Genomic DNA, 11,541 nt, shown 5'->3' on the forward strand with positions numbered 1-11,541 from the left:
TTCGGGCGGTCTGCCTTTCAGGCGACGTGGAACGTCTCCCCGTACACCTTCCACGTCAGCGGCGTCTTCAGCGACAGGTTCCCGTCGTACAGGAACTGCCGCTGCGCGGTGTCGATACGGGTCGTGTCCCGGTCCGGGTTCTTCGCCTTCATCGCCTTGCGGCGGATGTCGAGGAAGATGTCGAGGTACGCCTTCTCGCTGCCGTCCTGCGACGGGGTGTCGGCCTGCTTCATGGCCAGCTCGCGCAGACCGTAGAAACCGCTCGGGCCCGTGCCGGGGCCGTGCAGGACCATCGCGTCGTAGTAGATGAACTGGCCGAGCGTGCCGAGGCCGTCGAGCTTCGCGAGCCGGACCGCCGGGTCGAAGTAGACGCGGTCGCGCTCCTCGTCCTGCGCCTTCCGGAAGGCCGCCACCTTCGCCTCCGCCTTCCAGGCCGCCGCGAAACCGGGGTCGAGCCCCTCGTGCGAATCGGTGCCGTCGACCTCGCGCAGGGCGGGGAGATAGCGGGCCAGGCCGTTGTCCGGGTGGCCCTTCGTGTATCGCTCGACCAGCGTGAGCAGGTCGTGGGTACCGGTGCAGAAGCCGATGATGCCCGCCGTGTAGCCCTGCCCGTCGTCGATGTCCTCGACGTAGCCGTACTGGCCGCGCCAGTCGAGCGTGGAGTTCTCGGCGCTGGCGACGATCTGCTGCGCGAGTTCCTTCTTGTCGGCGGCGGCGAGACCGGCCGGCAGATCCGCGATCAGCTCGTCGTCGGCCTTGCGCTCCGCGGCCGACTTGCCGTCCTCGAACGGCCGCGCGGCGGCGGACGCCGGTGTCCTGGGGGCGGCCGTGTCGTGGGCCCGGCCCTCGGGGGACAGGAAGAAGACCGCCGCCGTGGCCGCGGGGGCCAGGGCGAGGAACGAGAGGACCAGGCAGCCTGCGCGCTTCATGCGGGACAGAGTAAGCGGATGGATGTCCCAGCCCGCTATTTTTCGGCGCGACAGTCGTTCGGGCGTGCCCGGTCTACAGCGCCGCCACTTTCAGAGCGGCCAGCACCACCAGAACCACCACCAGCGCCCCGCACACCAGTCCCTGCACCAACCCCCTGCGCTCCCGCGGCGCGTACACCAGGCCGACCGTCAACAGGCCGCCCGTGACCAGCCCGCCCAGATGCCCCTGCCACGACGTGAACCCGGCGGAGATCAGCATCCACAGCAGGAAGTACGCCATGAACTGATTGACCTGGCGCATGTCCGCCCCGAGCCGCCGCGCGATCACCCAGTACGCGGCACCGAGCCCGAAGACCGCGCCGGACGCCCCGAGCGTCGGCGTCTGCGGCGCGATCAGCAGCACCAGGACCGAGCCGCCGAGCGCGGACACGAGATAGAGAGCCAGATAGCGGACCCGGCCCAGCTGGGCCTCGACGATCCGGCCGAGGTTCCACAGCGAGACCATGTTCAGCACGATGTGCAGAATCCCGAACACGCCCTCCGTGGGCGGCATATGGAGAAACGCACCGGTCAGCAGCCGGTACCACTCGCCCTCGGCCACCCCTTCGGCGTGAAAGCCCGCGGGGTGGTGCTCCTGGTAGACATAGCCCACGCCGTCCGGGCCGACCAGCCCCTGGCCGATCATCTGCAGCCGCTCGACGATGCCCGGACGGATCACCTCGCCGAGGTAGACGAGGACGTTCACGGCCATCAGCGCGTACGTCACCAGCGGCACGGCCGAGATCCGGCCACCGGCCACGGTGGTGGCCGTGCGCACCGACCGGCTGCCCTCGCGCACGCAGTCGGGGCACTGGAACCCGACGGACGCCTCGCGCATGCAGGCAGGACATATGGGCCGCTCGCAGCGGACGCAGCCGACATGTGTCTCGGTGTCGGCGTGGCGGTAACACGTGGGCGTCGTGGCGGACTGGGGGCTGGGTTCCACGGCCGGCTCCTGAGGTCATCAACGTAGGGCGGCGAACAACATAGCCACACTTCGCGCACCTGGTCGGCGCGGGTGCGCCCGGCGTACCCTCGGCGTCCATGATCGACCGCGTCGTACGCTCCCTGCCCGCCGCCGACCGCACCGCCGTCGCCTGGAAGAACGGCGGCGGCGTCACCCGCGAGATCACCGGATCGCCCGCGGGCGCGGGCATGGCCGACTTCCTGTGGCGGGTCAGCCTCGCCGAGGTGGCCGCCGACGGACCGTTCTCCGCGTTCCCCGGCGTCGGCCGGACGCTCACCATGGTCGAGGGCGACGGGATGGAACTGACCGTCGGCGGCGTCGAAACCCTCGTCAACACCCCGTATCAGCCAAGGGACTTCGCGGGAGACGTGGCCACCGACTGCCGGCTGCTCGGCGGGCCCGTCGTCAACTTCAACGTGATGTGGAGGCGCGACGGCCTCGCCGCGCCGCCGTCCGTCGCCGTCGTCCGCGGACGGCTGCCCCTCGCGCCGGGCACCGCGCTCGTCGTCGCCCTCGCCGAGGCGGGCGCGGAGGTGGCCGGGCGGACGCTCGGCCGCTTCGACGCCGTACTCGTCGAAGGTCCGGGGGAGCTGTACGCGAAGGGGCCCGTCGCCGTCGTCACCGGGGTGTGACACGGGACACGCCGGACCGGCCCGCGGACGCGTGGACCACAATGGGGGCGTGCCTACGAAGAAGAAGCCCCAGGCCGCCCCCGACGAGCGGCGCCGCGAGATCCTGGGGACCGCCGCCGAGGTCTTCGCCGCCCAGGGGTACAACGCCACCACCGTCCGCAAGATCGCCGACGAGGCGGGCATGCTCGCCGGCAGCCTCTACTACCACTTCGACTCCAAGGAATCGATGCTGGAGGAGATCCTGCGGACCTTCCTCGACGAGTTGTGGTCCGGCTACGACGCCGTGCTCGACGCGGAACTCGGCCCCCGGCAGACCCTGGAAGCCCTCGTCACCGAGTCCTTCCGGGAGATCGACCGGCACCGCGCCGCCGTCGCGATCTACCAGAAGGAGGCCGGGCAGCTCGCCGCGCAGCAGCGGTTCGAGTTCCTCGCCGAGTCCCAGCGCCGGTTCGAGGAGACGTGGCTCACGACCCTGGAGCGCGGGGTCGCTGACCAGGTGTTCCGTGCCGACCTCGACCTCCGCCTCACCTACCGGTTCGTACGCGACACCGTTTGGGTGGCCGCGTCCTGGTATCGCCCCGGCGGACAGCACCGTCCGGAGGAGATCGCCCGCCAGTATCTGGCCATGGTCCTCGACGGGATCGCGGAGCGGTGAGAAAGCATGCTAAGATCAGCAGCGTTGCAGTTTTGGTACCCATAGACTTTATGTGCGCCTGACGGGAATGTTCCTCAGGCGCATTATTGTTTTGCCGGGGCGTTCTCGGAATGGGGGGCTGCTACCTGTTTCAAGGAGAATTACATGGCCACCGGTACCGTGAAGTGGTTCAACTCGGAAAAGGGCTTCGGCTTCATCGAGCAGGACGGCGGCGGCGCTGATGTCTTCGCCCACTACTCGAACATCGCCACCTCGGGCTTCCGCGAGCTCCAGGAAGGCCAGAAGGTGACCTTCGACGTCACCCAGGGCCAGAAGGGCCCCCAGGCGGAGAACATCCTCCCCGCCTGATCCAGCATCACCGGGCCGGGGTCCGCACCATCACGGTGCGGGCCCCGGCTCATGCTGTCCCCGTCCCCGGAAGGCATGCCGCATGGCCAGCTCAGCCCGCCCGTCCAGCCGTCGCAGTCCCCGCCCCGCAGCAGCCGGAAAGCGGCGCGCCCCCGAGCAGCAGCGCAGGCAGCAGCCCACGCCGCCCCGCGAGTTCACCATGCCGGAGAACACCACTCCCGCGCTGCCCCCGGTCGACACCTTCGCCGAACTCGACATGCCCGCCGCTCTGTTGAAGACATTGAGCGCGCAGGGCGTCACCGCACCCTTCCCGATCCAGGCCGCGACGCTGCCCAACTCGCTCGCCGGACGGGACCTGCTCGGCCGCGGTCGCACCGGCTCGGGCAAGACCCTCGCTTTCGGACTTTCGCTGCTCGCCCGCACCGCCGGTGCCAAGGCCGAGCCGAAGACCCCGCTGGCCCTCGTCCTCGTCCCCACGCGCGAGCTCGCCCAGCAGGTCACCGACGCCCTCACCCCGTACGCCACCTCGCTCCACCTGCGCATGGCCACCGTCGTCGGCGGCATGTCGATCTCCCGGCAGGCCGGCCAGCTGCGCCGCGGTGCCGAGGTCGTCGTCGCCACCCCCGGGCGTCTCAAGGACCTCATCGAGCGTGGCGACTGTGCCCTCGGACAGGTCCGGATCACGGTCCTCGACGAGGCCGACCAGATGGCCGACATGGGCTTCATGCCGCAGGTCACCGCGCTGCTCAAGCAGGTCGCGCCGGGCGGTCAGACCATGCTCTTCTCGGCGACGCTCGACCGGAACGTGGACCGGCTCGTCAAGCAGTTCCTCACCGACCCCGTCGTGCACTCGGTCGACCCGTCCGCGGGCGCCGTCACGACGATGGAGCACCACGTCCTGCACGTCCTCGACGAGACCGACAAGAAGGCCGTCACCGCGCGCATCGCCGCCCGTGAAGGCCGCGTCATCCTCTTCGTGGACACCAAGCGCTCCGCCGACCGGCTCGCCAAGCGGCTCCTCGCCAGCGGCGTGTTCGCCGCGCCGCTGCACGGCGGCCGCAGCCAGCCGCAGCGCAACCGCACCCTTGAGCAGTTCAAGGACGGCCGGGTCACCGCGCTGGTCGCGACCAACGTCGCGGCGCGCGGCATCCACGTCGACGACCTCGACCTCGTCGTGAACGTCGACCCGCCCACCGAGCACAAGGACTACCTGCACCGCGGCGGCCGTACCGCCCGCGCGGGCGAGTCCGGCAGCGTCGTCACCCTCGTGCTCCCCGAGCAGAAGCGCGACGTGCAGCGGCTGATGCGGGACGCCAAGGTGCAGCCCCGTACGACCCAGGTCCGTTCCACGGACGAGGAGCTGGTGACGATCACCGGGGCGCGCGAGCCCTCCGGCGTGGCCGTGACCATCTCCGTCCCCGAGCAGGCCGCCCCGGCCGCCGCCGCGAAGCCGCGCCGTTCGCGCCGCTCCCGTGGCGCCGGCCCGGGCAACGGCGGCAGCGGCTCCGGCCGGGCCGCGAGCGGCGAGGGCCAGCGCTCCGCGCAGGGCGGTCAGCGTTCCGCGCAGGGCGGTCAGCGCTCGGCGCAGGGCGGTCAGCGTTCCGGGCAGGGTGCGGCCGGTGGCCGACGCCGCTCGGGCACCGGCGCGGCGAACGGTGCGGCGACCGGTGGAAACCGGCGCGGCCACGGCCCGCGCAAGGCCGCGGCCTAGGAGTACCCGCCCCGGGCCGACCCGGCTGTGGTCGTAGCCCTTGCAGTACGCGTCGTGTCGCGCCCCGTTCCGGTGTCTGGAAACCGGAACGGGGCGCTTCCGTTTTCGTGACCCGGCCCCGCCCATCCTGGTGGCCGCGGGCCTGGCGTTCCGCCGCCTTTCCACCTAACGTTTGTTTGGTGCGCGATCGAGTGCGGTCGCGCGCGACCATGCGGGCCGGGCGGCGTGGGGAGCGGGATGGATCTGAGCGGTCGGGTCGCCGTCGTCACGGGCGGCACCAGGGGCGTGGGTGCGGGCATCGCGGACGCCTTCGCGCGGGCCGGTGCGCGGGTGGTGGTCTGCGCCCGCCGGCCGCCCGAAGTCTCGCTGCACGGCTGCGAGTTCGTGCCGGTCGACCTGCGGGACGCGGCGGCCGTGGGGGAGCTGTTCGCGGGCCTCGGCCGGGTGGACGTACTCGTGAACAACGCGGGCGGCACCCCGTACCGGCTGCTCGGCGACACCGACGCCGAGCGGCACGCGCGCGTGATCGACCTCAACCTGACGGCCCCGCTGACCGCCTCGCTCGCCGCCCGCGAACAACTCGCGGCGGCCCGCGGCTCCATCGTGATGATCGGCAGCGTCAGCGGCACGCGCCCCTCGCCCGGCTCGGCGGCGTACGGGGCGGCGAAAGCGGGCCTGGCGAACCTGGCCCGGTCCATGGCCGTGGAATGGGCGCCGGACATCCGCGTCAACACGCTCGTGCTCGGCATGGTGCGCACGGAACTCTCCGCGCTGCACTACGGGGACGAGGAGGGCATCGCCGCGGTGGGCGCGACGGTACCGCTGGGCCGCCTCGCCGAGCCCCGCGAGATCGGCGAGGCCGCCGTGTTCCTGGCGTCGGACGCGGCGGCGTACATCACCGGGGCGAGCCTGCTCGTGCACGGCGGCGGGGAGCGCCCCGCGTTCCTGGAAGCCGCAACGGCCAACAAGGAGGCGTGAGATGACGCGGACGGACGCGGTACCGGCCGGCGGCGGGCTGTGCGCGGGGCGGGTGGTGGCCGTCACCGGGGCCGGTCGGGGCCTGGGCCGCGCACATGCCCTCGCCTACGCCGCCGAAGGCGCGAAGGTCATCGTGAACGACCTCGGGGTGGGCCTCGACGGCACGCCCGCGCCAGACACTCCGGCGGCTCAAGTGGTCGCGGAGATAAGGGAGTTCGGCGGTGAGGCGACGGCCCACGGGGGTGACATCGCCACCTCGGAGGGGGCCGCGTCGGTCGTCGCCGCGGCCGTCGACACGTTCGGGCGGCTCGACACGCTGGTGAACAACGCCGGGTTCCTGCGGGACCGGATGCTGGTGAACCAGGACGAGGAGGACTGGGACGCCGTGATGCGGGTCCACCTCAAGGGGCACTTCCTGCCGCTGAAGCATGCCGCGGCGTACTGGCGGGCGGAGGCGAAGGCGGGCCGTCCGGTGACGGCCAGAGTCATCAACACCTCTTCCGGCGCAGGCCTGTTGGGCTCCGTCGGGCAGGGCAACTACAGCGCGGCCAAGGCCGGGATCCTCGGCCTGACCCTGGTGGCCGCCGCGGAGCTGGCCCGGTACGGGGTGCAGGTCAACGCGATCGCGCCGGCCGCGCGGACCCGGATGACAGAGGCCACGTTCGCCGGGACGATGGCGGCCCCGGGGAACGGCGGGTTCGACGCGATGGCGCCGGAGAACGTGTCGCCGCTGGTGGTGTGGCTCGGATCCGGGGAGTCCTGCGACGGGGTGACCGGGCGGGTCTTCGAGGTGGAGGGCGGCCGGATCACGGTCATGGAGGGGTGGCGGCCCGGGCCGGCCGTCGACAAGGCGGAGCGGTGGACGCCGACGGGCGCGGGGGGCGCCGTGCGGGAACTGCTGGAGCGGGCCGCGGTACCCGGGAGTGTGTACGGGGCGCAGTGAGAGGCCGCGTGTCGGCGCCCCGGCCCCGGCTCCCGGGGCTCGCCACCCGCCCGACCTCTACGTACGTCCTACGTGTCGCACTCCACAACCGTGCGGCACAGCCCGCACCGCGCCCGTACCCGGCCGCGCACCGGCACCCGGATCCGCTGGTGGCACGTAGGGCAGGGGAACGCCACCCGCAGTCCGGACCGGCCCTGCGGTCCGTCCGCCGAGAACGAGTACGGGCCCGCGGGCGCGGGCCCCCGCGCGCCGTGGTCCTGCGCGTACCGGCGGTCCTTCGCATACCGGCGCTGGCCCGCCCAGCCCGCCGCGGTGAGCGGCGGCTGCTGCTCGTCGCGGCGGGCCTGCGCCAGGCCCTTGGTGTACGCCGTGTACGCCTGCGCACTGGTGAACCACGTCTCCGGCGCCTCGCCGAACACCAGCGACCGCTTCGCCAGCACGTACCCGAACTCCTCCGGTGTCAGATAGCCGAGCTTCTGCGACGTCGCCGCGTCCTCCCGGTACGCGTCGAGCAGCAGCCACCCCGCCCCGAGATACGTCGCGGCGGTGTCCGTGAGGATCTCGTTGTCCCGCGTCCCGGGGAACGACAGGTCGAGCCGGTGCAGGTACACATGCATGACCTCGTGCGCGAGGGCCGCCCCGATGTCCCGGCGATGCGTGCGGAACCGGTCGTTCAGCTCGATGAAGTACTCCGGCCCGGCAGCGAGTTCCACACTCGCCGCGTGTTCCATCTCCCGGAACCCGATGATCATGCGCGCGTCCGGCAGGTGGTAGTGCCGCACCAGCTCGCGCGCCACCCGCTGCGCGCCCAGGTGCAGATCGTCCTCGTCGCCGAAGGCCACGTCGGCCGGGGCCACGCTCGTCGCGAAGGTGTGCACCGTGTCGTACGAGAGACGCTTGTACAGCGCGGTGATCGCCGCCCGCACGGTCTCCAGATGCGGATAACCGTGTACCACCGGTCCGCCGTTCACCACGCGCGTACCCCCTGGGGCCGCCGGGCCGTCCTCCCCGGGGTCCGCCCCCGGACCCGGCGCATCCAGCGTACGGCCGTGCGCCCTGCGCGCCAGACCCACGACGCCGGGCTCGGCCGCCGCGCGCGTCCGGTCGCGTCCGTTAGTCCAACACCTGTCCCTCCTTTGTCCATGGGCGCCCCCGCCCCACGCGGCGCATCGTGATCGACACCCCGAACCGCCGTGAGAAGGAGTGCGCCGTGCCGCCCACAGGCCAGCCCCTGCCACCCGCAAACCAGTCGATGGACCACCAAGGCCTCACCCGCAGGGCCGTCGTCGCCGTCGGCGCCGCCACGGGCGCGACCCTGACGCTCGGCCTCACCGGCGCCGCCACCGCCAACGCGTCCGCCGCCGACGCGCCGGGCACCGCCGTGCTCCGCTCCAAGGGCCTCGACGTCCGCATCGCCACCGCCTTCCCGTCGGTCGTCTCCTACACCGACCGCGCCACCGGCGCCGTCCTGCACGCCCAGCCCGACCCGGTCACGACCGTGCTCGTCGACGGCGTCGAGCACACCCCGAAGGTGACGTCCACGATCGGCGCGGACCGTGCCGACTACCGGCTCACCCTCGGCGGCGCCACCACCATCGACGTACGGATCACCGTCGACGGCCACCGCGTCGACTGGCGCGTCACCCGTGTCAGCGACACGGCCGCCCTGCGCGTCGGGACCCTCCGGATTCCCGGACTCGCCCTGCTCTCCGTGCGCAGCGACCAGCCCGGCGCCGCCCTGCTCGCCGCGAAGGTGCAGCTCGACAAGGCCCTGAGCGGCGACACCCTCGTCACGCCGAAGGCCGACAGCGCGGCCGAGAAACCCACCGGCTGCGCCTACGCCGTCGTCGCCCACGACACGCTCGGCGGCGCCGTCGAGACCAACACCGTCTGGGACAAGCCGGACAGCGCCAGCAGTTGGGAGAACGGCCGGCTGTGGCGCGAGACGGTCAAGGGCGACGGATTCACCGCCGCCCGGCTCGCCCCCGGCCAGTGGACGCACCGCGCCGCCACCGCCCCCGTCGACGCCACCGAACCGCTCCCGTACGCCACGGTGATCGTCACCCGGGACCGGAACGGCGACGGAACCGTCGACTGGCAGGACGCGGCGATCGCCTTCCGGGACATCGCCGTCACCCCGCGCGGCGCCGACGAGCAGCACCTGCGGGTCGTCCCGCACATCCCGTTCAACTTCGCCTCACAGGCGACCAATCCGTTCCTGGCGACCCTCGACAACGTCAAGCGGATCTCTTTGGCCACCGACGGACTGCGCCAGTACACGCTCCTGAAGGGCTACCAGTCCGAGGGCCACGACTCCGCGCACCCCGACTACGCGGGCAACTACAACACGCGCGCGGGCGGCCTCGACGACCTCAACACCCTTGTGCGTGAAGGCACGAAGTGGAACAGCGACTTCGGCGTGCACGTGAACGCCACCGAGTCCTACCCCGTCGCGAACGCCTTCTCCGAGACCCTCGTCGACAAGACGGACGAGCAGTGGGACTGGCTCGACCAGAGCTACCGCATCGACCAGCGCCGCGACCTGGTCTCGGGCGACATCGTCAAGCGCTTCGCCGACCTGCGCCGGGACGCCGACCCCGCCCTGAACACCCTCTACATCGACGTGTTCCGCGAGTCCGGCTGGACCTCCGACCGCCTCCAGCGCACCTTCCGCGACCAGGGCTGGAACATCACCACCGAATGGGGCCACGGCTTCGAACGCTCCGCCCTGTGGTCGCACTGGGCCACCGAGACCGATTACGGCCCCGACACCTCACGCGGCATCAACTCCCGCCTGATCCGCTTCATCCGGCACCACCAGAAGGACGTCTTCGCCGACAAGTGGCCCACCCTCCTCGGCGTCGCCCGCATGGGCAACTTCGAGGGCTGGACCGGCAAGACCGACTGGACCGACTTCTACCGGCTCATCTGGACCCATTCGCTGCCCGCCAAGTACCTCCAGGCGCAGCCCATCACGACATGGGGCGAGCACGAGATCACGTTCGCCGGCGCCACCAAGACCAGTGTCAGCGACGCCACCGGCGCCCGCCGCATCACCACCGACGGCCGCCTCGTCTACGACGACGGCACCTACCTGCTGCCCTGGGAACCCCGCAAGGCCACCGACCCGGCGAAGCTGTACCACTACAACCCCGGCGGCGGGAGCAGCAGTTGGCAGCTCCCGCGCGCGTGGGCGGCGCTTTCCCGCATCGCCCTGTACCGGCTCACCGACCAGGGCCGCGTCTTCGTCGCCCACGTACGCGTCGCCGGCGGCAAGGTCACGATCGAGGCCGACGCCGACCGGCCCTACGTCCTGTACCGGCGCCGCACCGACCTGGACCGCGACCCCGGCTGGGGACAGGGCACCCCGCTGCACGACCCCGGCTTCCACTCCGGCTCCCTGAAGGGCTGGCAGGTCTCCGGGCCCGCGTCCGTCGAACTCAGCGACCTCGGCGACCACGAACTCGTCATCGCTCCCGGCGCCGCCGCCACCGTCGCCCAACGCCTGAGCAGGCTCGCCCCCGGCACCTACGCGGCCTCCGTCCAGGTCGAGGTCGGCGCCACGGCGGGCGAGCGCCGCAAGGCCTCCCTGGACGTGCGCACCGCCGACGGCGTCACCGCCACCAACTGGACGGACACCTCGACCGCCGTCAACTACGTCGCCGCCGACCGCAAGCACGACACCCGATTCCAGCGCATGTTCACGCACTTCACCGTCCCCGAGGGCGGCGGCCCCGTCACCCTCACTCTGCGCGCGGACGCCGGACAGGCACGCGTCCGCTTCGACAACGTCCGCATCGTGCGGGCCGAGCGGCCCGCCGCTCCACAAGGGGCCCTGGTCTTCGAGGACTTCGAGAACGTCCCGCAGGGCTGGGGCCCGTTCGTGAAGGGCGACGCGGGCGGCTCCACCGACCCGCGCACCCACATCGCCCAACGCCACGCCCCCTTCACCCAGCGCGGCTGGAACGGCAAGAAGATCGACGACGTCATCGACGGCACCCAGTCCTTGAAGTCGCGCGGCGAGAACACCGGCCTCGTCCACCGCACGGTCCCGCACACCGTCCGCTTCACCCCCGGCAAGCGGTATCGCGTCCGCTTGCGGTACGAGTGCGAGCTGGCCGGCCAGTACGCGTGGATCACCGGGGCCGACAGTCCGGCGGGGCATGAGCTGGACCGCAGGGACCTGCCTGTGGCCATCGAACCCGCCACGCTGGATTACGAGTTCACCGCGCCCGCGCAGGGGGACGCGTGGGTCGGGCTGCGCAAGGTGGGCGACAACGGGACCGCCGAGTTCACGTTGGACGCGTTCGAGGTGACCGCGCTCTAGCGGGCCCGCGCG

10 protein-coding genes are annotated in these 11,541 nt (G+C 72.0%); 7 read left to right on the top strand and 3 right to left on the bottom strand.

Going from position 1 to position 11,541, the window contains the following annotated elements; all coding sequences use genetic code 11:
- Window positions 1-17: 17 nt before the first annotated feature.
- Together AB0J02_RS14600 and AB0J02_RS14605 are read right to left on the bottom strand one after the other, a co-directional pair.
- Window positions 18-929 (bottom strand): chitosanase, encoded by a 912-nt coding sequence (locus AB0J02_RS14600; protein WP_363193995.1) that lies wholly within the window; start codon window positions 927-929, stop codon window positions 18-20.
- Window positions 930-1,002: 73 nt separating this feature from the next.
- Complete coding sequence (locus tag AB0J02_RS14605; protein WP_363193996.1) at window positions 1,003-1,914, bottom strand: rhomboid family intramembrane serine protease; 912 nt, start codon at window positions 1,912-1,914, stop codon at window positions 1,003-1,005.
- A 98-nt stretch (window positions 1,915-2,012) separates the two neighbouring features.
- Between AB0J02_RS14605 and AB0J02_RS14610 the strand changes: the two genes are divergently transcribed.
- The 6 genes from AB0J02_RS14610 to AB0J02_RS14635 all read left to right on the top strand — a co-directional run bounded on the left by AB0J02_RS14610 (window position 2,013) and on the right by AB0J02_RS14635 (window position 7,202).
- Window positions 2,013-2,567, top strand: a complete 555-nt coding sequence (locus AB0J02_RS14610) for a HutD family protein (protein WP_363193997.1) — start codon at window positions 2,013-2,015, stop codon at window positions 2,565-2,567.
- Window positions 2,568-2,616: 49 nt separating this feature from the next.
- Complete coding sequence (locus tag AB0J02_RS14615; protein ID WP_363193998.1) at window positions 2,617-3,222, top strand: TetR/AcrR family transcriptional regulator; 606 nt, start codon at window positions 2,617-2,619, stop codon at window positions 3,220-3,222.
- A 144-nt stretch (window positions 3,223-3,366) separates the two neighbouring features.
- Window positions 3,367-3,570: a cold-shock protein gene (locus AB0J02_RS14620; RefSeq protein WP_005318814.1), complete on the top strand. Its 204-nt coding sequence runs from the start codon at window positions 3,367-3,369 to the stop codon at window positions 3,568-3,570.
- Window positions 3,571-3,769: 199 nt separating this feature from the next.
- Window positions 3,770-5,281, top strand: a complete 1,512-nt coding sequence (locus AB0J02_RS14625; RefSeq protein WP_363194247.1) for a DEAD/DEAH box helicase — start codon at window positions 3,770-3,772, stop codon at window positions 5,279-5,281.
- A 237-nt stretch (window positions 5,282-5,518) separates the two neighbouring features.
- Window positions 5,519-6,259: an SDR family oxidoreductase gene (locus AB0J02_RS14630; protein ID WP_363193999.1), complete on the top strand. Its 741-nt coding sequence runs from the start codon at window positions 5,519-5,521 to the stop codon at window positions 6,257-6,259.
- A gap of 1 nt (window position 6,260) precedes the next feature.
- Window positions 6,261-7,202: an SDR family oxidoreductase gene (locus tag AB0J02_RS14635; RefSeq protein ID WP_363194000.1), complete on the top strand. Its 942-nt coding sequence runs from the start codon at window positions 6,261-6,263 to the stop codon at window positions 7,200-7,202.
- A 68-nt stretch (window positions 7,203-7,270) separates the two neighbouring features.
- On the opposite strand, the gene AB0J02_RS14640 is transcribed toward AB0J02_RS14635, so the two are convergent.
- Complete coding sequence (locus tag AB0J02_RS14640) at window positions 7,271-8,176, bottom strand: hypothetical protein (RefSeq protein WP_363194001.1); 906 nt, start codon at window positions 8,174-8,176, stop codon at window positions 7,271-7,273.
- Window positions 8,177-8,454: 278 nt separating this feature from the next.
- On the opposite strand from AB0J02_RS14640, the gene AB0J02_RS14645 reads away from it, so the two are divergent.
- Complete coding sequence (locus AB0J02_RS14645; RefSeq protein ID WP_363194248.1) at window positions 8,455-11,529, top strand: endo-alpha-N-acetylgalactosaminidase family protein; 3,075 nt, start codon at window positions 8,455-8,457, stop codon at window positions 11,527-11,529.
- Window positions 11,530-11,541 lie beyond the last annotated feature (12 nt).

It is taken from the genome of Streptomyces sp. NPDC050264 (assembly GCF_040655895.1).
Classification (GTDB): domain Bacteria; phylum Actinomycetota; class Actinomycetes; order Streptomycetales; family Streptomycetaceae; genus Streptomyces.